We start from the raw sequence: 20,229 nt of genomic DNA, 5'->3' as shown, positions 1-20,229 counted from the left end.
ATTCGCCTCTTGCCCATTTGGGGCTTGCCGACCTAAATCATGACACAGTTCGAAGGGCTCTGCCCGTTGCTTGGAGAGTTTATGGTGGGTGTCGTTCTCAACATCGGCGAGGGGAAGCGCGAGGCGGCGTCCATCAAGGAGCTGCTCGACCTGACTGCGCCCGACATGGCGCGCGTCAACAAGCTGATCCTTTCCAAGGCGGGCTCGGATGTCGAGATGATCCCCGAGGTCGCCAACCACCTGATCTCCTCCGGCGGCAAGCGGCTGCGGCCGATGCTGACCCTGGCCGCCGCCCAGATGTTCGGCTATTCGGGCGAAGGGCATATCCAACTCGCCACCAGCGTGGAGTTCATGCACACCGCCACGCTGCTGCACGACGACGTGGTCGACGAAAGCGGCATGCGCCGCGGCAAGAAGACGGCGCGCACCATCTGGGGCAACCAGGCCAGCGTGCTGGTGGGCGATTTCCTGCTCGGCCAGGCGTTCCGCATGATGGTGGATGTCGGCTCGCTCGAAGCGCTGGAAATCCTGTCCACCGCCGCCACCGTCATCGCCGAAGGCGAGGTGATGCAGCTTGCGGCCGCCAAGAACCTGGAAACCACCGAAGACGAGCATTTCGCGGTCATCAAGGCCAAGACGGCGGCGCTGTTCTCGGCCGCAGCCGAAGTCGGGCCGGTGATTGCCGGCGCCGCGAAGCCGGCGCGGGCGGCGTTGCGCTCATATGGCATGAACCTTGGCCTCGCGTTCCAGCTCATCGACGATGCGCTGGACTATAGCGGCGACAGCAGCAATCTGGGCAAGAATGTCGGCGACGATTTCCGCGAGGGCAAGGTGACGCTTCCTGTCATCCTCGCCTATCGGCGCGGCACGGCGGCCGAGCGCGAATTCTGGAAGGGCGCCATCGAGGCCAACGCGACCGACGATGCCGCGCTGGAAAAGGCGATTGGCCTCATGACCCGCCACGGCGCCATTGCCGACACCATCGGCCGCGCGCGGCATTTCGGCGAGATTGCCCGCGACGCACTGGCGCCGCTCGACGCCACGCCGCAGAAGGCGGCATTGATCGACGTCATCGATTTCTGCATCAGCCGCGTGGTATAAGCCTGTTGCTGCAATGCAACTGACCGGATTGTGAAGCGCGGCCGATTGAACCGCGACCGCAAAAAGGCCATGCTTTTGCGAAGTATCGCGCGAATGAGTCACGCCGCCGTGGCGCGGCAGGGCGGGAAGGACAAATATGCGGCGAATGAGCATGGGCTGGCTGGCGAGTGTTTCGGCGCTGGCGGGCCTGATGGTGATAGGGCAGCCGGTTCTGGCCAAGCAGACCGAGGAAACGGTCAGGATCAGCTCGCTTTCCGGCGCCTATCTCGCTGCGCGGGTGGCGGAGGTGGACAACGACCTCGACAGCGCCATTGCCTATTACAAGCGCGCCCTGGCCTTCGACACCGAGAACCAGGAACTTCAGCAGAACCTGATGCTGGCCCTGATCGCACAGGGGCGCTTCGACGAATCGCTGCCCTATGCCGAGAAGCTGAAGACCGTGCCGGATGTGGAGCGCTTCTCGCGGCTGGCGCTGGCGATCGACGCCATTCGCAAGCAGGACTACCGCGCATCCGAGAACTTTTTGAAACTCGTGGTCGAATCCGACCTCGACCGGCTGATCACGAGCATCATCACCGCCTGGTCGAAGGCGGGTGCCGGCGACACGAAGGACGCGCTGGCCTATCTCGATAAGCTCAAGGGGCCGGAGTGGTACACGCTGTTCACCGCCTACCACCGGGCGCTGATCGCCGATGTGGCCGGCAAGTCGCAGGAAGCCGACAAGCTCTTCGCCACCACGCTGGATAACGTGGCCGCGGGCGGCGCGGCGCCCGAAACCTGGCTGCGGGCGGCCGAGGCCCATGCCAGCTCGCTTGCCCATCGCGGCGAGAAGAAGAAGGCTCTGGCCGTGCTGGACAAGGCCGATGCATTCGCCAGCGGCCGCGTGCCGCTGATGGTGCTGCGCGAGAAGATCGAGAAGGGCGAACCGGTTGAGCCGTTGATCTCGACCCCGGCCGATGGCGCCAGCGAAATCCTGCTTGACCTGGCCTCGGCGCTGAACCGCGGCGGTGGCGAGCCTTTCGTGCGGCTCTATCTGCAATATGCGCTGGCGCTGAGGCACGACAGCGACGCGGCCCTGCTGCAACTGGCCTCGGTTGCCGAGCAGCAGGAAAACCCGCAGGAGGCGATCGAGCTCTACAAGCGCGTGCCGGCGACTTCGCCGCTGAAGCGCGCGGCCGAATTGCAGCTTGGCCTCAACCTGGCCGACCTCAAGGAGCACGACGAGGCCATTTCCCATCTCAAGGCGCTGCTGGAGCAGGCGCCCGACGACACGCGCGCCTATCTGGCGCTGGGCAGCGTCTATGCCTCGACGGAGAATTTTCGCGCCGCAGCCGATGTCTACAACAGGGCGGTCGAACGGCTGAAGAAGCCCGAAAAGAGCGACTGGAACATCTTCTACCAGCGCGGCATCGCCTATGAGCGGCTGAAGGAATGGCCGAAGGCCGAGCCGAATTTCCGCGAGGCGCTGAAGCTGATGCCCGACCAGCCGCAGGTGCTGAACTATCTCGGCTACTCCTGGGTCGACATGAACACGAACCTGGACGAGGGCCTGGCGATGATCCGCAAGGCGGCCGACCTGCGCCCGAGCGACGGCTACATCATCGATTCGCTGGGCTGGGCCTATTATCGCCTCGGCCGCTTCGACGAAGCGGTGGTCGAACTCGAGCGCGCCGTCTCGCTCAAGCCCGAGGACCCGGTGCTGAACGACCATCTCGGCGACGCCTATTGGCGCGTGGGCCGCAAGCTGGAAGCCACCTTCCAGTGGAGCCATTCGCGCGACATGAAGCCGGAGCCGGACCTGCTGGCCTCGGTGCAGAAGAAGCTCGCCGAGGGCCTGCCGCCGCTCGAGGGCAAGGCGGCGCAGGCGCCCGCGCCCACGCCCGCCGCCCCCGAGGCGGAGCCCGAGCCGATCGCGCCGCAGCACGACAAGAAGGGCGAGCAGCCGCTTGGCGCGCCGGTGGAGAAGATTTCGGCCACGCCTGCCGCCTACAGGGTGCAGGCCGGGCAGTCGCTGTGGTCCATCGCCACCGACGTGCTCGGCGACGGCCACCGCTACCAGGAAATCCTCAACCTGAACCCGCAGCTGCGCGGCAACCCCGGCCGCATCATGCCGGGCCAGCAACTGATCATGCCCGGTTCGGGCGACTGATCCTGCGTTGAAAACTTGACGCTTCCGGCAGGCCGGAATAGGACGGGCCGTCTTTCGGCCCGTCTTTTTGAGGCTTTCCCGTGACCGCCAACTTACCTGCCCATATGCACCCCAGCCGCTCGTTCCAGGGGCTGATCCTGACCCTGCACGACTACTGGGCGAAATACGGTTGCGTCATCCTGCAGCCCTACGACATGGAGGTCGGCGCCGGTACGTTCCACCCGGCCACGACGCTGCGCGCGCTGGGCCCCAAGGCCTGGAACGCGGCCTATGTGCAGCCCTCGCGCCGCCCCAAGGACGGCCGCTATGGCGAGAACCCGAACCGCCTGCAGCACTACTACCAGTACCAGGTTATCCTCAAGCCGAGTCCGCCCGACCTGCAGGAGCTTTATCTCGGTTCGCTGAAGGCGATCGGCATCGATCCGCTTGTGCACGACATCCGCTTCGTGGAGGACGACTGGGAAAGCCCGACGCTGGGCGCCTGGGGCCTGGGTTGGGAATGCTGGTGCGACGGCATGGAAGTGTCGCAGTTCACCTATTTCCAGCAGGTGTGCGGCATCGAATGCTCGCCTGTGGCCGGCGAACTGACCTACGGGCTTGAGCGGCTGGCCATGTATGTGCAGGGCGTGGACAATGTCTACGACCTCAACTTCAACGGCCGCGAGGGCGACGAAAAGGTCACCTATGGCGAGGTCTTCCTGCAGGCCGAGCAGGAATATTCCCGCTACAATTTCGAGCATGCCAACACGGCCGTGCTGCTGAGGCACTTCGAGGAAGCCGAGGCCGAATGCGAGGCACTGCTGAAAGCCGGTGCGCCGGCTCCTGATGCGAATGTCCAGCTGCACAAGCTGGTGTTCCCGGCCTATGACCAGTGCATCAAGGCCAGCCATGTCTTCAACCTGCTCGATGCGCGCGGCGTGATCTCGGTCACCGAGCGGCAGAGCTACATCCTGCGCGTGCGCAACCTTTCGCGCCAGTGCGGGGAAGCGTTCCTTCAAACCGAGGCCGGCGGCTTCGCGATGACCGGCGAGGCTGCATAAATGCCCGATCTTCTGCTTGAACTGCGCTCCGAGGAAATCCCCGCCCGCATGCAGCGCAAGGCTGCCGGCGACCTGAGGAAGATGGTCACCGACGGCCTGGTGGAAGCGGGCCTGACCTATGAGGCAGCGCGCGAATATTGGACGCCGCGCCGGCTGACGCTGGACATTCGCGGCCTGACGCCGCGCTCGAAGGACGTGCACGAGGAAAAGAAGGGCCCCAGCACCAAGGCGCCGCAGCAGGCCATCGATGGCTTCCTGCGCTCGGCCGGGCTGACCGATATTTCCCAGGCGCATGTGCATACCGACCCGAAGAAGGGCGATTTCTACGTCGCCCATATCTCGAAGCCGGGCCGGGCAGCGGAAGAGATCATCGCCGAGCTGATGCCGGCCGTGATCCGCGCCTTCCCCTGGCCGAAGTCGATGCGCTGGGGCGCGGCCTCCGGGCCGAAGGGGCGGAGGTATAACGGCACGGAAGGCCGTGGCGGCGACACGCTGCGCTGGGTGCGCCCGCTGCAGTCTATCGTCTGCACCTTCGGGCCCGAGACCGAGGAGCCCAAGGTGGTGGATTTCGAGATTGACGGCATTCGCGCCGGCAATGTCACCTACGGCCATCGCTTCCATGCGCCGGGCGCCATCACGGTGCGCCGCTTCGAGGATTATGTCCACAAGCTCGAGGGCGCCAAGGTGGTGCTCGACGCCGACCGTCGCAAGCAGATCATCCTTTCCGACGCCAAGAACCTGGCCTTTGCCAGCGGCCTCGACTTGGTCGAGGACGAGGCCCTGCTGGAAGAGGTTTCGGGCCTCGTCGAATGGCCGGTTGTGCTGATGGGCGAGTTCGAGCAGGACTTTTTGGCAATCCCGGCCGAAGTGATCCGGCTGACCATCCGCGCCAACCAGAAGTGCTTCGTCACGCGCCCGCATGGCGAGGCCGAAGGCCTTTCCAACCGCTTCATCCTGATATCCAATATCGAGGCGACGGACGGCGGCAAGGAGATCGCCCACGGCAATGGCAAGGTGGTGCGCGCGCGCCTTTCCGACGCGTTCTATTTCTGGAAAACCGACCAGCACGATCTGCCTGACCTTGGCGAGCTGGCGGCTTCGGCCGAAAAGTTCGGCCTCGACATGAAGAAGCCGCTGGACCAGCGCATGGCGCGGCTCGACCATCTCAACGTGACCTTCCATGCCAAGCTGGGCACGCAAGGCGAGCGCGTGGACCGCATCCGCAAGCTGGCGCGCGAGATCGCGCTCATCGTCGGCGGCGATCCCGACCTTGCCGAGCGCGCCGCGGTTCTGGCCAAGGCCGACCTGCAGACCGAGGTGGTCGGTGAGTTCCCCGAACTTCAGGGCGCCATGGGCCATAAGTATGCTCTGCTGCAGGGCGAACATGCTTCGGTGGCGGCAGCCATCGAGGAGCACTACAAGCCGCAGGGTCCGTCCGACCGCGTGCCGACCGACCCGGTTTCGGTGGCCGTGGCGCTGGCAGACAAGCTCGACACGCTGGTGGGTTTCTGGGCCATCGACGAAAAGCCCACGGGCTCCAAGGACCCCTATGCACTGCGCAGAGCGGCGCTGGGCGTGATCCGCATGCTGATCGAAAACGCGGTGAGGCTTCAGTTCGGCCAGGCCGGCAATGCTGCCATGAATGGCTACTCGCCGCTTGCGGGCGCGGAAAAGCAGGAAGCGCTTTTCACGGACCTTCTTTCCTTCTTCCACGACCGCCTGAAAGTCTATCTGCGCGACCAGGGCGCCCGCTATGATCTCATCGACGCCGTGTTGGCGGCGGGCGGCGGGACGGCTTCCAACGACGACCTGTTGATGGTCGTGCGCCGTGTCGAGGCGCTGGGCACCTTCCTCGACACCGAGGACGGCAGGAACCTGCTGGCCGGCACCAAGCGCGCGGCCAACATTCTCGCGGCGGAAGAGAAGAAGGGCACGCGCATCGCGGAAGCCGTCGATGCTTCGCTGTTCCGCGAGGACGAGGAGCAGGCGCTGTTCGCGGCGATCAATCAAGCCGAGAAGGACGCGGCGCAGGCGATCCAGAACGAGGATTTTTCGGCCGCCATGCGGGCGCTGAGCGCGCTGCGTGCGCCGGTCGATTCCTTCTTCGACGACGTGCTGGTCAACGACGAGAACCTCGACGTGCGCGCCAACCGCCTCGCCCTCTTGTCGCGCATCCGCGCCGCCACCGGCGAGGTTGCGGATTTTTCGAAGATCGCGGGCTGACGCAATCCGGGTTCGGCGTATCGACGCCGAACCTGCCTCGGACTGCCGGTGGCGAGTCCGAGGCTTGGGTCCCCGGAACCTCCGCCCTTCGCTTCGCTCGTGCTGCGGCCCGAGGACGACGGGGTGGGGGTAGCGCGCCTTACCTCCCCCCTCGATGGGAAGGTCGCCACGAAGTGGCGGGTGGGAGGGGAAGCAAAGCGCGGCGTTTTAGCGATTGCCGGAAAACGCACCGCGGCTCTTGTCGCGGCCGGCCGCCCGCTATAGGCAGGCGGAGTTCAACATAGAGATCGTCGCACGTGGCCGAAATCCTCGAGGGCAGCAAGGCAATGGAGCGGGCGCTGGCGCTTCTGGCGGCCGGCGAACTCGTGGCCATACCCACCGAGACCGTCTACGGGCTGGCGGGCGACGCCACCAATGGCGAGGCCGTTGCGCGCATCTTCGAGGCCAAGGGCCGGCCGCGCTTCAACCCGCTGATCGCGCATGTCGCCTCCATGGCGATGGCCGAGACGATCGCCGAATTCGACCCGATGTCGCGCCGGCTGGCCGAGGCCTTCTGGCCGGGGCCGCTGACACTGGTGCTGCCGCACCGCGCCGACAGCGGCCTGCACCCCTTGGTGACGGCCGGGCTGGGCACGATTGCGCTGCGCATGCCGAAGGGTTTTGGCTCCGAGCTCATCGCCGCGTTCGGCCGGCCGCTGGCCGCACCCAGCGCCAATTCCTCCGGCAAGATAAGCGGCACCACGGCCGAGGCGGTCGACGCCGATCTGGGCAGGCGCATCAAGCTGGTGGTGGATGGCGGGCCGACCCAGGTGGGGGTGGAATCGACCATCGTCAAGGTCGAGAATGGGGCCTTGCGCCTGCTGCGGCCCGGTGGCGTCCCGGCCGAGGAGATCGAGGCGGTGGCGGGGACAAAACTGCTGCGCAACAACGATGCGGGCATCGAGGCGCCGGGCATGATGCTGTCGCACTATGCGCCGGGGGCGGCGATGCGGCTGAATGCTTCCGCCGTCGAGCCGGGCGAGGCGCTGCTGGGTTTCGGGCCCAAGCGCGCGGACGGAGCGGAGGGGGCGGTGGCTTTTTTGAACCTTTCCGAGGCTGGCAGCCTGCGCGAGGCGGCCGCCAATCTGTTTACATACATGCAGGCGCTGGACCGTTCGGGCGCCAAGATCATCGCGGTGGAGCCGGTGCCGCATGAGGGGCTGGGCGAGGCGATCAACGACCGGCTTTCGCGCGCCGCCGCCCCGCGCGACAGTCTAGATTTCGAACCCAAGTAGCTGCCATGACAAAGCATTCGTCGCCTCTCGATCCCGCCTTGCTTGACCGCTTCGCGGCCATCGTCGGCGAGCGCCACGCGCTGCGCGAGGCCGCCGACATCGCGCCTTACCTCACCGAGCCGCGCGGCCGCTTCGGGGGCGTCTCGCCGCTGGTGCTGCGGCCGGGCAGCGTCGATGAGGTAAGCCGCATCATGCAGCTTGCTACCGAAACGCGCACGCCAATCGTGCCGCAGGGCGGCAATACCGGGCTGGTGGGCGCGCAGATGCCGGACCACTCGGGCACGCAGGTGGTGCTGTCGCTGTCGCGGCTCAACAGGATCCGCGAGATCGACACCCAGTCCAACACGGTGATCGCCGAGGCCGGGGTGATCCTGGAAAAGCTACAGGAGGCGGCCGATGCCGCGGGGCGGCTGTTTCCGCTTTCGCTCGGCTCGCAGGGCTCGTGTGAGGTCGGCGGCAACTTGTCTTCCAATGCCGGCGGTACCGGCGTGCTGGCCTATGGCAATGCGCGCGAACTGTGCCTGGGCGTGGAGGTGGTGCTGCCCACCGGCGAGGTGTTCGACGACCTGCGCAAGCTGAAGAAGGACAACACCGGCTACGATCTTAAGGACCTGTTCGTTGGGGCCGAAGGCACGCTCGGCGTCATCACCGCTGCGGTCCTAAAACTGTTTCCGAAGCCGAAGGGCAGGGAGGTGGCCTGGGTGGGCCTTTCCTCGCCGGAAGCCGCGCTGGAGCTGTTCGGCCGCGCCAGCGAGCAGGCCGGCAGCGGGTTGACCGCCTTCGAGCTCATCTCCGACATGGTGCTGGGCTTCGGCCTGCGCCACATTCCAGACGCGCAGCGGCCGCTGGAAAGCGAGTGGCCGTGGCACGTGCTGATGGAAATCTCGTCCGGCCGCTCGGCCGAGGATGCGCGCGAGACAATGGAAGAGGTGCTGACCGCCGGCTTCGAGGCTGGCGTGGTGGGCGACGCGGTGATCGCCGCCAGCCTTGCACAGGCGGCCGCCTTCTGGCGGCTGCGTGAGGGCCTTTCTGAAGCGCAGCGCCCGGAAGGCGGCTCTATCAAGCACGACATTTCGGTGCCGGTGGCGTCCGTCCCGGCCTTCATCGAGCAGGCGGGCAAGGCGGTGGCGGCGATCTGTGCCGAGGCGCGCATCGCCTGCTTCGGCCACATGGGCGACGGCAACCTGCACTACAACATCTCGCAGCCGGCGGGGGGTGATACCCAAGCATTCCTCGATCTCTACCCGGTCATGAACAAGGCAGTGCACGACATCGTGCGCGAGATGAACGGCTCAATCTCGGCCGAGCACGGCATCGGCCAGATGAAACGCGAGGAACTGATCGCTACCACCCAGCCGATCGCCATCGACCTGATGCGCCGCGTGAAGAAGGCGTTCGATCCGGCGGGGATCATGAATCCGGGCAAGGTGATCTGAGGAGCTTTCTTCACCCCTTCTTCAGACAGGTTTACAACATCTTGTAGCCGGTCGGATTCCGATAACCATCTGGTAGATCAGCAAAATTTAACCGACTTTCTTAAGCGGGGCGGTAACAACCCCGCGCTACTGTCCTTCCCATAACGAGACCGGGAAAACCGGTTCGGAGAGACCGGAACACCGGCTCTCAGGAGTAACAGGAAGAAGGCACAAATAATGAGCACCGGACTGAAGCCAGTCTGGGCGGGACGCACCATGCGTCTCGACCCTTTCCGCTTGCCCCAGATGACCAGCTTCGCCACGTCCGACGAATTCGGCGACGTGAGCTTCACCATCGACCAGCGTGGCGCGACGGTGCGGCGCATCCTGCGGCGGAGCGGCCTGCCGGCCACCGTGGTGCTGCCGGCAAGAGCCTTCCGCGGCGTGGCCGCGAGGGCGATAGAGGACGACCTGCTCAACGTCACGGTGACGCTCGAACTGCTTCACAACGACCCGCAACTGTCGGTGCCGCTGCTGGTGGCCGACAATCTGGAAGACGTGGCCGCCGACTGGCGCGCCTGGGCCGAAGCCTATCGCCTCCCGATGCTGCTGATCGAGGCCGACGGCGTGGCCCGCACGCTGGAAGAGTCGCTGGGCGCCGCAATCAAGACCATGCCGCCGCAGGAACGCCGCAAGGGCCGCCCGACCATGGCGCGCCGCTCGCGCTTCCAGGCCCGCCGCAAGACCGGCAATCTCGGTCTGCGGCTTGTGGTCAATGGCGAGGAAATCATCGCCCGGCAGTAGGGTTCAGATAATCCCCCTCTCCGTCTCGGCTTCGCCTCGCCACCTCTCCACGACATGGCAATGGACCCCCACTCCGGTTTGCTCCGCAAACCACCATTCCGGGGCGAGCCACGGGTCTCGCCCGTCCTTCGGACCCCCCGCTCGACGGGGGAGGGGAAGCGTCTTCCGCAAGCTTGGCGCCCTTCCTCTCCCCTTTTGAGGGGGAGAGGTGCCGAGCGAAGCGAGGCGGAGTGGGGGTAGGCCGGGGCATACGCGATCGCCCTGACTCTAGGCGGGGGAGCGGATGGGAGCCGGGTGCTAAACCAACGGCTTCAGCGAAATCCACAGCCCGCCGCCGATCAGGCCGAGGAAGATCAGCCAGCCGACCATCGTGTTGGACTTGAACAGCTTTAGGCACTGGTCGGGGTCGTCGATGTCGAGCACGCGGATCTGGCGCGCCATGTGCGCGCCGGCGGCCAACAGGCCGGCGAGAGCCGGCATCGGCGCTTCCGCCGCCGCAAACGCCAGCGCAAAGCAGATCAGCGCGCCGCCATAGAGCCCGGTCAGCCACAGCTTGGTGTTCTCGCCGAACAGGCGCGCGGTGGAGCGCACGCCCACCAGCGCGTCGTCTTCCTTGTCCTGGTGGGCATAGATCGTGTCGTAGCCGATCACCCACATGATCGAGCCGATGTAGAGAAGAACCGCCGGGGCATCGAGGTCGGAGAACTCGGCCGCCCAGCCCATCAGCGCGCCCCAGGAAAAGGCGAGGCCGAGGACGAATTGCGGCCAGTCGGTGATTCTCTTCATGAAGGGGTAGATCGCCACGACGCCGAGCGAGCAAAAGCCGAGCAGGATCGCGAAGCCGTTGAACTGCAGCAGCACCAGAAGCCCGACCAACGCCTGCAGGAGCAGGAAGCGCCAGGCTTTGCCGCGGCTGACCTGGCCGGACGGAAGCGGCCGCGAGCGCGTGCGCTCGACCTCGGCGTCGATCTTCTCGTCGACGAGATCGTTGTAGGTGCAGCCGGCGCCGCGCATGGCGATTGCCCCGACCATAAACAGCACCAGATACCAGGGGTTGGGCAGGAGAGTGAGCAGCGGGTCTTCCGGCCGCCCATAGGCAACGGCGGCCAGCGCCGTGGACCACCAGCAGGGCCACAAAAGCAGGATCCAACCGATGGGCCGGTCCCAGCGCGCAAGCTGCGCATAGGGCCATGCCCAGCGCGGCAGAACCCGGTAGACCCAATGACCGCTCGGCGCATCGGCAACGCGGCCTTGCGCCCCTCTCGACTGAATATTTTCCATGCGCTTCACGTGGCAGGCGCGGAAGCGGGCGTCAAGAAGATGATTTATCCTTGATAAAGGGCGTTGACGGTTGACCACGCCGCCTGCGCGCCATACCGGAAGCCGCAACGGACGAACACAGGCACGGAGCACGACGGCATGAATGTCCTTCTGATTGGTTCGGGCGGCCGCGAGCACGCGCTGGCCTGGAAGATCGCGGCCTCGCCCATGCTGACGAAGCTGTATGCAGCGCCGGGCAACCCGGGCATCGCCAATGAGGCCGAGATCGTGGCGCTGGACGTGGGCGACCATGCGGCCGTGGCCGCCTTCTGCAAGGAGAAGGCCATAGACCTCGTGGTGGTCGGACCGGAGGCGCCGCTCGTTGCTGGCCTCGGCGACGACCTGAGGGCCGCCGGCATCCGCGTGTTCGGCCCCTCGGCCAAGGCGGCGCAACTGGAAGGCTCGAAGGGTTTCACCAAGGACCTCTGCCGCAAATACGGCATCCCCACCGCCGCCTATGAGCGCTTCGGCAACGCCGCCGACGCGAGGGCCTATGTGGAAAAGATGGGCGCGCCGATCGTGGTCAAGGCCGATGGGCTTGCCGCCGGCAAGGGCGTGACCGTGGCGATGACAAACGACGAGGCTTTCGAGGCCATCGACGCCTGCTTCGACGGCGGTTTTGGCAGCGCCGGCGCGGAAGTGGTGGTCGAGGAGTTTTTGACAGGCGAGGAGGCTAGCTTCTTCTGCCTGTGCGACGGCAAGACGGCGCTGCCCTTCGGCACCGCGCAGGACCACAAGCGCGTGGGCGAGGGCGACACCGGCCCGAACACCGGCGGCATGGGCGCCTATTCGCCGGCGCCCGTGATGACGCCGGAACTGATCGAGCGCACCATGCGCGAGATCATCGAGCCGACCATGCGCGGCATGGCCGAGATGGGCATGCCGTTTTCGGGCGTGCTGTTTGCTGGCCTGATGATCAACGACAAGGGCCCCCAGCTCATCGAATACAATGTCCGCTTTGGCGACCCCGAATGCCAAGTGCTGATGATGCGCCTGAAGGACGACCTGCTGGTGCTCCTGAGCGCGGTGGCCGACGGGCAGCTCTCGCACATGTCTGCGCGCTGGTACGACGAGGCGGCGCTGACGGTGGTGATGGCGGCCAGGGGCTATCCGGGCACGCCGATGAAGGGGACGATCATCCGCGGCCTCGACAAGGCCCCCGAGGGCGTGGAGATCTTCCATGCCGGTACGGCCGAGGAGGATGGCGAGATCGTCGCTGCCGGCGGTCGCGTGCTGAGCGTCACGGCAACGGGCGGGACCGTGACCGAGGCGCAACGCAAGGCCTATCAGGCAGTGGATGTCATCGACTGGCCGGAAGGTTTCTGCCGGCGCGACATCGGCTGGCGCGCCGTTGAACGGGAGCAGGCGAAATGACGGTCACGATCTACCACAATCCGAAATGCGGCACCTCGCGCAACACTCTGGCGATGATCCGCGCTTCCGGCGAGGAGCCGGAGGTGATCGAATATCTGAAGACTCCGCCTTCGCGGGAGCGGCTGGTGGAACTGCTCGGCCTGATGCAGATGAAGCCGCGCGACCTGCTGCGCCGCAAGGGCACGCCGTATGACGAGTTGGGCCTCGACGATCCGAAATGGAGCGACGACGAACTGATCGACTTCATGCTTGCGCATCCTATCCTGATAGAGCGGCCGGTCGTGGTCTCGGAAAAGGGGGCGGTGCTGGCGCGGCCTTCCGAAAGGGTGCTGGACGTGCTGCCCAATCCGGACATAGGCACCTTCACAAAAGAAGACGGCGAAGTGGTGCGCAGGGGCTGAGGCTGCAAGCGCGGACTATGGCCGGTCCACCTTCGAAGGGGTGGCTCCCGTCATCGTCGGGTCGATACCGGCCGGAAGTTCCTGCTGGCCCAAAGCCCATGCAACCACTGTCTGCCTCAGCGAGGCGAAATAGACGCCGATGCGGCGGAACAGGCTTGCCTCCGGGATCGTGATCAGATCGGCCGTAACCGGTTCAACTGCCGCGATGGGGGCGGGCGGTTCTTCCGGCTGTTCGGGCTCAGGCTGGCCTTTAGCGTGGAGCGCGTTTTCCAGCGCCGCGAGCGGCGCCGCCAGTTCGACGGAGGCGTAGGCAAGCGTGACTTCGCCGGCGAGCGCGCTCTCGCGGCTGATCGGAACCGGCACGCTGGCGATCAGTTCCACCGGCACGTCGACAAGGGAGCCGAAGGGCCAGGCCTTGCGCAACTCGTCGGTGCTCATCGAGGCGACGTTGACGTCGATGTCGATCGGCGTTCCGGGCACGCGATATGGGCAGCGTTTCGAGTTGCAATTGGCCTGAGCGGCGAATTGCCAGAGCGTGTAGGTCTGCCAGTTGCCTTTCGGGAAATGGATGCCGATTTCCGGCTTGTAGCGCGCGTACCAGAGCGGAAGCCGCGACAGCAGCGGATATTTGTCGCGATTGTCGGCGATATGCCGGGCGGTGCTGCCATTGGTGTAGAGCACCGGGAAACGGCCGACGCGGCGCTGGACATGCCGCGCGAATTCCTCGGCGTCTTCCAGCGACATCCACTTCTCCGGATCGTTGTCCTCGATGTCGATTGCCAGCAGGTCGTCCGGGCCGGGCTCGGCGAAATCGATGAAATTGTTGGCCTGGTCGATCGGGTTGCCGGGCCGGGCGAGGTGATAGGCGCCCCATTTCAGCCCGAGCGCGCGGGCGATCGAGCGGCGGGTCTGGTAGAGTTCGCGCGCGACCGCGTGGCGCTTCCACAGCGCCTTGCACAGCCTCACCTCGGTTTCATTGCCGGTGCAGGAATAGGGCGGCGGCAGCCCATCAGACGCCTTGCCGATGAAGCCGACCACGCGCTTGTCGGTGACGAGTTCTTCCCAGTCGATGGCGTTGTATTCGTAAGCATCGACAACCAGCGCGCGATCGGGCTTCTTCCACGGTTCGGAAAAATCGGAGGCTGCCGCCGGCGCCCAGGGGAGCGCGACGAGCACAGCCAGAAGCGCGCAGCGAAGATGGCGTAGGGCGGTCGAGTTCAAGGCAGGAGTTCCCGGGTGAAGCGCCGATCCTGTGCGACGCTCATGGTTAACGAATACTGCAATCCAGGCCGGCTAACGATGCGCCCGCAGGCCGCATTTCACGCAATGGCGGGTTTCGGGTCTGGCGAGCATTTCCAACTATCCCTTTGGGGCTAAATTACGGGAGCCCGCGATTGGGCGCAACTTGCGCATCAAAAGTTGACGTTTACGTCAAAAGTAGTAGCGCTGCTGGCGGGTTTCCGCATAATCTGCGGACTGACATATCTGATCAGAAGGATCGGCCAAATGTATCGCGCACCTGTCGAGGAAATCTCTTTCACGCTGAAGAACGTGGCCGGACTGAAGGAGGCGATCGAGGCGGGGGTTCTGGGCGATCTGAGCGAGGACCTGGCCGATGCGATCGTGCAGGAGGCCGGGCGCTTCGCATCAGAGGAGGTGGCGCCGCTGCGCGAGATCGGCGACCGGCACGGTGCGGTGCTGAAGGATGCGGCCGTCACCACGCCGCCCGGCTGGAAGGAGCTTTACAAGCGCTGGACCGAAGGCGGCTGGAACGCGCTGCAGGCGCCGGAGGAGTTCGGCGGGCAAGGGCTGCCGGCGATGCTGGGCGTGGCCGCTCAGGAGATGTGGAACTCCGCCTCCATGGCCTTCGGCATCGGCCCGACGCTGACCATGGGCGCGGTGGAGGCGCTGGACAAGCACGCCTCCGAGGAACTCAAGCGCACCTATCTGGAAAAGCTCGTCTCGGGCGAGTGGATGGGCACGATGAACCTGACCGAGCCGCAGGCCGGATCGGACCTCGCCGCACTGCGCACGCGCGCGGAAAGGGCCGGCGACGGCACCTACCGCATCTTCGGCCAGAAGATTTTCATTACCTATGGCGAGCACGATTTTACCGACAACATCGTGCATCTGGTGCTGGCAAGGCTGCCCGACGCGCCGGCCGGAACGCGCGGCATATCGCTGTTCCTTGTGCCGAAATTCCTGGTCAACGAGGACGGGTCGCTGGGTGCGCGCAACGACGTGTTCTGCTCGGGGCTGGAGCACAAGCTTGGCATCCACGCCTCGCCCACCTGCACCATGATCTTCGGCGACGGCTTTGCCAAGGACCGCGAACCGGGCGCTGTCGGCTGGCTGATCGGCGAGGAGAACCGCGGGCTGGCCTGCATGTTCACCATGATGAACAATGCCCGCCTCGCCGTCGGCATCCAGGGCGTGGCGGTGGCGGAAGCCGCGTTCCAGAAGGCGCTGGCTTATGCCAATGAGCGTCGGCAGGGCAAGGCGGCCGACTATGAAGGCGAGGGCATGGCGCCGATCGTCTTCCATCCCGACGTGCAGCGCAATCTGCTGACCATGAAGGCGCTGACGCAGGCTGCCCGCGCCATCTGCTATTCCTGCGCGCATGCCACCGACCGCGCCCGCTCCGGCGGTGACGGCGCCCAGTTCTGGCAGGAGCGGGCCAACCTGCTCACGCCAATTGCCAAGGCGTTCTCCACCGATGTCGGCGTCGATGTCGCCTCGCTGGGCGTGCAGGTGCATGGCGGCATGGGCTTCATCGAGGAGACGGGAGCGGCCGCACTGCTGCGCGATGCGCGCATCGCCCCGATCTATGAGGGCACCAACGGTATCCAGGCGATCGATCTGGTGACGCGCAAGCTGCCGCAAGGCGGCGGCGAGCATGTGCACGGCTATATCGCCGAGCTTGGCGAGGTCGTCGGCGGGGTCCGTGCGTCGAACCTGCCGAGCTTCGGCCGCACCGCCAAGGAACTGGAGGCCGCGCTGGAAAACCTTTCCGAGGCGACGCGACACCTGCAGAAGACGCTGGGCGAGGGGCGCATGGAAGAAGCACTGTCTGGCGCCACGCCTTATCTCAGGCTGTTCGGGCTGGCGGCCGGCGGCGCCTATCTGGCGCAGGCGGCTCTTGCGGGCGAGGACGGAGAGCGCCAGGCGCTTTGCCGCTTCTTTGCCGAGAACCTGGCCGGCGAGACGCGCGCGCTGAAGCAGCGTGTGCTGGAGGGCGCGGAAAGCCTTGCCACTGCAGGCAAGAGCCTGATCTCGGCTTGAGTGAAACAAGGGGAGGATAGCCATGGCGAGCCTGGCTGACGGCCACATCATCATCGAGCGGCGCGGGGCGGTGCAGACGATCCGCATGAACCGCCCGGACAAGAAGAACGCAATCACGCGCGCCATGTATGCGGCGATGGCGGACGCGTTGCGCTCGGGCGATGCCGACCCGGAAATCCGCGCACATGTGTTCTTCGGCGTGCCGGGTGCCTTTTCGGCCGGCAACGACCTGGCCGACTTCATGGCGATTGCCACGGGCGGCGAAGGTGGCGGGGAAGTGTGGGAATTCCTACTGGCGCTGGCGCAGTCGGAAAGGCCGCTGCTTTCGGGCGTGGACGGCATCGCCGTGGGGATCGGCACGACGCTGAACCTGCACTGCGACCTGACCTTTGCCACGCCCCGCACCGTGTTCAAGACCCCCTTCGTGGATCTGGGTCTGGTGCCGGAGGCAGGTTCGAGCCTTCTCGTGCCGGCAATCCTCGGCCGGCAGCAGGCCTTCGCCATGCTGGGGCTCGGCGAGGGGCTTTCGGCCGAGCGCGCCAAGGCGGCAGGGTTGATCTACGACGTGGTGCCTGAGGACACGTTGGAAGCGGCCGTGCTGAGCGCTGCCGAGGCGGTGGCGGCCAAGCCGCCGCAGGCGCTGAAGATCGCGCGCGACCTGATGCGCGCGCCGCGCGAGACGGTGGTCGCCCGCATCCGCGAAGAGGGCGAGCATTTTCGCGAGCGCTTGAAATCGGACGAGGCCAGGCAGGCCTTCATGGCCTTCATGAGCCGAAAGAAATGACCCCGCCGAAGCGGGGCCATTCAGGTACGCCTGAGAAGTCAGGATCGCATCAGCGATAGTAAGGCGACACGCACTGCTTGCGCGGGCCGTTGTTGGGCTGGAACGTGTTGTCGTAGGCCCGGTACGAACGATAGCGATCGTAGCACCACTCTACATGTGCATCGCCGTAGCGCGGCTGACGATAGACAGGCGCGGGCTCGCGATAGACGGGTGCCGGCTGGCTGGCGATGGCGCCGCCGATGATCGCACCGGCTACGAAAGCTGCAGGCGGGAACCACCAGCCATCATACTGACGCCAGCCGGGCCGATGGTGCCGGTAGCCGCGATGGCCGTTGTAGTAATAGTTGTTCCCGCGGCGATAGAAGCGGCCGGGGCCGTCACGCACCTGCTGGACGTCGGAAGTGCCGGCTTCGAGCTTGGGAAACAGCACCGGCGCAGCACCTGCGGGCGTCATGGTGGAAACGATCGCGGTCAGCCCCATGGCTGCCGCGCAAACGGTCGATAAAATCTTCTTCATCGGTTCCTCATTCAGTCTTTCCAAACCCCGCCCGTAAGTTTGGCCGCTCGACTATGAACCGTAACTGAATGAATTCATTAAATCTTGGTAATGAACGGGATCAGGGATAGAGGCGGGACTTTTCCCAGCCATCCGCGGTGCGCGTGAAGACGATGCGGTCGTGCAGGCGGAAGGGGCGATCGTGCCAGAACTCTATCGTCTGCGGCACGAGGCGGAAGCCGGACCAGTGGGCCGGGCGCGGTATCTCGCCGATGGCATAGCGGGCGGTGTATTCCGCCACCGCCTTTTCGAGCGCGAAGCGGCTCTCCAGCTGACGCGACTGCTTTGAGGCCCAGGCGCCGATGCGGCTGCCGCGCGGGCGCGAGGCGAAATAGGCGTCGGCTTCCTCGTTGCTGACGATTTCGACCGGCCCGCGCACCCGAACCTGACGGCGCAGCGACTTCCAGTGGAAGCACATGGCCGCCTTCATGGTGGAAAGGAGCTCGCGGCCCTTGGCGCTTTCGAAATTGGTGTAGAAGACGAAGCCTTTCTCGTCGAAGCCCTTGAGCAGCACCATCCGCACGTCCGGCATGCCTTCGGGGTCGACGGTTGCCAGCGCAACGCCGTTGGGGTCGTTTGGCTCGCTGTTCGTTGCATCGTCAAGCCACGTCGCAAACAGCCGGAACGGTTCTGAACTCTCGGTAAAGTCGCCGCTTGCTTCAATCATTTTTCGATCAATTCGCCGGGTTGGGGTTCCATTGCGTTTCCAGGATCGGGGCCGAAAGTCGAGGGCTTCAGCCGCGTCGCCATGTCTTGGTTACCTTTTCCAGGGGCTCTACTGCAAGTGCGGTTGACGACACCCGCCACCGGAGGCGGCTGCGCCCCATGCGGTACATGCGGGTTTGCCGCGCCCTGTCAGGATTTTCCGCCGGCGGGCGCCGGGAGAACATTCCTTCTCTCGTGCTGAATTGCCCGCCGCCACGTCAGCAAAAAGACGAAGTTGAGCCCGAACAATCGGAACGTTTTTATTAAAATTGTCCCGAATTGACGGCGTTAACACCGCGCCGAAGCAATGAAATCTTCCTGTCGCCCATAAGTATTTAACCTGATTTGTCCTGCAACGCGGCTGCTTTCAAGATGCTACGCCGCGTCAAGCCCTCGTGAAGCCGAGTTGATTGCCTGACGTTTGAGGCATCCGTGCCAATGGTCATGTCCACGAAAGGAATTCAAAATGAAAAAGCTGCTTATCGCCGCAACGGCAGTGCTCGCCATGACGGCTTTTGCGGCGGCCGGCCCCTCCACAGGGGGGTCGGACAATGGCAACAACAATGGCAATAACAACACTGGCTCGAACAACGGCAATAACAACGGTAACAACAACACCGGTTCGAACAACGGAAACAACAACGGAAACAACAATACCGGCTCTAATAACGGCAATAATAACGGTAACAACAATAAGGGGTCGAACAACGGCAACGGAAACGGGAACAACAACACGGGTTCGAACAACGGTAACGGAAACGGAAACAACAACACCGGTTCGGGCAATGGCAACAACAACGGCAATCACAATGCCGGTTCGAACAATGGCAACAACAACGGCAACCATAACACCGGTTCGAACAACGGGAACAACAACGGCAATAACAATGGGACGTCAGGCAACCACCACCACGGGGATAAGGACCACGGCAAACACCACCATGGCGACAAGGACCATCACCGCAAGCACAAGCATGGGCATGGTCATGGTCAAGGGGGCAATGACGACTGAGGCTTTTTGAGCCATTCCTTCCTGCTGGCACAGCGACCCCAGGCAATCGCTGCGCCAGGGCCCGCCCCGGCCTTCGGGGCGGGCCTTCTCATTGGCCTCTTGTCGGCGGCCGCTGGCTGGTAAACGCCCGTTTTTCCAAAGTGTTGCTTTCGTTGCAAATCAGGTAAACCGCTTGTTAATGCGGTCCCGGCATATTTTCCGATCGATGCGACGGTCGCGAAAAGCCACTGTCACGCGGTGTGCAAGAATTGAGAGGTGGTGTGTCGGTACGTGCCTGGTCTGGTTGCCTGAAAGCGATGACGCTGGCGGCCGTTCTCCCGCTTTGCGCCTGTGCGGCTGGCGGCTTCAGCCTGGAGAAGGCGGAGGTGGACCGCACGCTGGTGACCGGCACGGTCTCTCCGGCCGCGCAGGCGGCCGATGCCGAACAGATTTCGGACGAAACCACCATCCGCAACGCCGTTTCCGCGGCCGACATGGAAGGGCTGAGCGGCGGCGCCCTGGCCTGGGCCAATGCCGACACTGGCTCGCGCGGGGCCATCACCCGCCTGGTGGAAAGCCGCGACAATGGCGCGCTGTGCCGGAAATTCACCACATCGCGCGAGAGCTATGACGGCGTCGGGCTCTATCATGGCGAGGCATGCATGGCCGGCTCAGGCGCCTGGCGCATGATGAACTTCCAGCCGGCTTCCTGAGCGCGCAAGCGCTCGCAGAGCGAAGACTGCGCTTCACCACCTCTGGAATTTGTTCCTAGCGAGGAGCATATAGTGAGCAAGTTCCAATTCATTTTTA

Annotated in this window: 17 protein-coding genes; 13 read left to right on the top strand and 4 right to left on the bottom strand. The window is 64.9% G+C overall.

From position 1 onward, the window contains the following. Nucleotides 1-84: 84 nt before the first annotated feature. From AC3A4H_RS02565 to AC3A4H_RS02535, 7 genes are all read left to right on the top strand, one after another. Nucleotides 85-1,101, top strand: coding sequence for a polyprenyl synthetase family protein (locus AC3A4H_RS02565; protein WP_487765881.1), 1,017 nt, complete (start codon nucleotides 85-87; stop codon nucleotides 1,099-1,101). 136 nt (nucleotides 1,102-1,237) lie between these two features. Beyond that, on the top strand, nucleotides 1,238-3,250 hold the full coding sequence (locus AC3A4H_RS02560; RefSeq protein WP_487765283.1) for a tetratricopeptide repeat protein: 2,013 nt from the start codon (nucleotides 1,238-1,240) through the stop codon (nucleotides 3,248-3,250). A 104-nt stretch (nucleotides 3,251-3,354) separates the two neighbouring features. After that, nucleotides 3,355-4,290, top strand: a complete 936-nt coding sequence (locus AC3A4H_RS02555) for a glycine--tRNA ligase subunit alpha (protein ID WP_487765880.1) — start codon at nucleotides 3,355-3,357, stop codon at nucleotides 4,288-4,290. Beyond that, the gene (gene glyS / locus AC3A4H_RS02550) at nucleotides 4,291-6,513 is read left to right on the top strand and encodes a glycine--tRNA ligase subunit beta (RefSeq protein ID WP_487765282.1); all 2,223 of its coding nucleotides are present in this window, start codon (nucleotides 4,291-4,293) and stop codon (nucleotides 6,511-6,513) included. It begins immediately after the preceding gene. Nucleotides 6,514-6,839: 326 nt separating this feature from the next. Beyond that, nucleotides 6,840-7,787, top strand: coding sequence for an L-threonylcarbamoyladenylate synthase (locus AC3A4H_RS02545; RefSeq protein ID WP_487765879.1), 948 nt, complete (start codon nucleotides 6,840-6,842; stop codon nucleotides 7,785-7,787). Between the two features lie 5 nt (nucleotides 7,788-7,792). Then, nucleotides 7,793-9,223, top strand: coding sequence for an FAD-binding oxidoreductase (locus tag AC3A4H_RS02540; RefSeq protein WP_487765281.1), 1,431 nt, complete (start codon nucleotides 7,793-7,795; stop codon nucleotides 9,221-9,223). A gap of 216 nt (nucleotides 9,224-9,439) precedes the next feature. Next, nucleotides 9,440-10,006 carry a DUF6101 family protein gene (locus tag AC3A4H_RS02535; protein WP_348778162.1) on the top strand — a complete coding sequence of 189 codons (567 nt, stop codon included), beginning with the start codon at nucleotides 9,440-9,442 and terminating at the stop codon, nucleotides 10,004-10,006. A 297-nt stretch (nucleotides 10,007-10,303) separates the two neighbouring features. On the opposite strand, the gene ubiA is transcribed toward AC3A4H_RS02535, so the two are convergent. Then, entirely contained in the window at nucleotides 10,304-11,287 is a 984-nt protein-coding gene (ubiA, locus tag AC3A4H_RS02530) for a 4-hydroxybenzoate octaprenyltransferase (protein ID WP_487765280.1), read from the bottom strand. A 138-nt stretch (nucleotides 11,288-11,425) separates the two neighbouring features. On the opposite strand from ubiA, the gene purD reads away from it, so the two are divergent. Next, nucleotides 11,426-12,700: a phosphoribosylamine--glycine ligase gene (gene purD, locus AC3A4H_RS02525; RefSeq protein WP_487765279.1), complete on the top strand. Its 1,275-nt coding sequence runs from the start codon at nucleotides 11,426-11,428 to the stop codon at nucleotides 12,698-12,700. Then, entirely contained in the window at nucleotides 12,697-13,101 is a 405-nt protein-coding gene (gene arsC, locus AC3A4H_RS02520; RefSeq protein ID WP_487765278.1) for an arsenate reductase (glutaredoxin), read from the top strand. The genes purD and arsC overlap by 4 nt, the downstream gene beginning before the upstream one ends. Nucleotides 13,102-13,116: 15 nt before the next feature. Here arsC and AC3A4H_RS02515 read toward each other — a convergent pair whose 3' ends face one another. Then, complete coding sequence (locus AC3A4H_RS02515) at nucleotides 13,117-14,322, bottom strand: glycoside hydrolase family 25 protein (RefSeq protein WP_487765277.1); 1,206 nt, start codon at nucleotides 14,320-14,322, stop codon at nucleotides 13,117-13,119. Between the two features lie 285 nt (nucleotides 14,323-14,607). Here AC3A4H_RS02515 and AC3A4H_RS02510 point away from each other — a divergent pair, with 285 nt between their 5' ends. Both AC3A4H_RS02510 and AC3A4H_RS02505 read left to right on the top strand, forming a co-directional pair. Next, complete coding sequence (locus AC3A4H_RS02510; protein WP_487765276.1) at nucleotides 14,608-16,383, top strand: acyl-CoA dehydrogenase family protein; 1,776 nt, start codon at nucleotides 14,608-14,610, stop codon at nucleotides 16,381-16,383. A 22-nt stretch (nucleotides 16,384-16,405) separates the two neighbouring features. Continuing rightward, nucleotides 16,406-17,167 carry a crotonase/enoyl-CoA hydratase family protein gene (locus AC3A4H_RS02505; RefSeq protein ID WP_487765275.1) on the top strand — a complete coding sequence of 254 codons (762 nt, stop codon included), beginning with the start codon at nucleotides 16,406-16,408 and terminating at the stop codon, nucleotides 17,165-17,167. A 49-nt stretch (nucleotides 17,168-17,216) separates the two neighbouring features. On the opposite strand, the gene AC3A4H_RS02500 is transcribed toward AC3A4H_RS02505, so the two are convergent. Next, nucleotides 17,217-17,684: a BA14K family protein gene (locus AC3A4H_RS02500; RefSeq protein ID WP_487765274.1), complete on the bottom strand. Its 468-nt coding sequence runs from the start codon at nucleotides 17,682-17,684 to the stop codon at nucleotides 17,217-17,219. A gap of 100 nt (nucleotides 17,685-17,784) precedes the next feature. Next, nucleotides 17,785-18,390 (bottom strand): pyridoxamine 5'-phosphate oxidase, encoded by a 606-nt coding sequence (gene pdxH, locus AC3A4H_RS02495; RefSeq protein WP_487765273.1) that lies wholly within the window; start codon nucleotides 18,388-18,390, stop codon nucleotides 17,785-17,787. Between the two features lie 504 nt (nucleotides 18,391-18,894). Here pdxH and AC3A4H_RS02490 point away from each other — a divergent pair. Together AC3A4H_RS02490 and AC3A4H_RS02485 are read left to right on the top strand one after the other, a co-directional pair. After that, entirely contained in the window at nucleotides 18,895-19,440 is a 546-nt protein-coding gene (locus tag AC3A4H_RS02490) for a hypothetical protein (RefSeq protein WP_487765272.1), read from the top strand. Between the two features lie 260 nt (nucleotides 19,441-19,700). Further along, nucleotides 19,701-20,132, top strand: a complete 432-nt coding sequence (locus tag AC3A4H_RS02485) for an RT0821/Lpp0805 family surface protein (RefSeq protein ID WP_487765271.1) — start codon at nucleotides 19,701-19,703, stop codon at nucleotides 20,130-20,132. Nucleotides 20,133-20,229: the final 97 nt, after the last annotated feature.

The organism is Pseudaminobacter sp. Soil_N_29, from assembly GCF_057656055.1.
The sequence above is the reverse complement of the archived record's forward strand: the minus strand, read 5'-3'. Positions and strand labels throughout refer to the sequence as shown.

Bases quoted from the DNA above. Each gene is read 5' to 3' on its own strand.
- AC3A4H_RS02510 (WP_487765276.1), top strand. From the start codon at position 14,608: ATGTATCGCGCACCTGTCGAGGAAATCTCTTTCACGCTGAAGAACGTG.
- glyS (WP_487765282.1), top strand. From the start codon at position 4,291: ATGCCCGATCTTCTGCTTGAACTGCGCTCCGAGGAAATCCCCGCCCGC.
- AC3A4H_RS02535 (WP_348778162.1), top strand. From the start codon at position 9,440: ATGAGCACCGGACTGAAGCCAGTCTGGGCGGGACGCACCATGCGTCTC.
- AC3A4H_RS02540 (WP_487765281.1), top strand. From the start codon at position 7,793: ATGACAAAGCATTCGTCGCCTCTCGATCCCGCCTTGCTTGACCGCTTC.
- AC3A4H_RS02560 (WP_487765283.1), top strand. From the start codon at position 1,238: ATGCGGCGAATGAGCATGGGCTGGCTGGCGAGTGTTTCGGCGCTGGCG.
- ubiA (WP_487765280.1), bottom strand. From the start codon at position 11,287: ATGGAAAATATTCAGTCGAGAGGGGCGCAAGGCCGCGTTGCCGATGCG.
- arsC (WP_487765278.1), top strand. From the start codon at position 12,697: ATGACGGTCACGATCTACCACAATCCGAAATGCGGCACCTCGCGCAAC.
- AC3A4H_RS02505 (WP_487765275.1), top strand. From the start codon at position 16,406: ATGGCGAGCCTGGCTGACGGCCACATCATCATCGAGCGGCGCGGGGCG.
- AC3A4H_RS02500 (WP_487765274.1), bottom strand. From the start codon at position 17,684: ATGAAGAAGATTTTATCGACCGTTTGCGCGGCAGCCATGGGGCTGACC.
- AC3A4H_RS02555 (WP_487765880.1), top strand. From the start codon at position 3,355: ATGCACCCCAGCCGCTCGTTCCAGGGGCTGATCCTGACCCTGCACGAC.
- pdxH (WP_487765273.1), bottom strand. From the start codon at position 18,390: ATGATTGAAGCAAGCGGCGACTTTACCGAGAGTTCAGAACCGTTCCGG.
- AC3A4H_RS02545 (WP_487765879.1), top strand. From the start codon at position 6,840: ATGGAGCGGGCGCTGGCGCTTCTGGCGGCCGGCGAACTCGTGGCCATA.
- AC3A4H_RS02490 (WP_487765272.1), top strand. From the start codon at position 18,895: ATGAAAAAGCTGCTTATCGCCGCAACGGCAGTGCTCGCCATGACGGCT.
- purD (WP_487765279.1), top strand. From the start codon at position 11,426: ATGAATGTCCTTCTGATTGGTTCGGGCGGCCGCGAGCACGCGCTGGCC.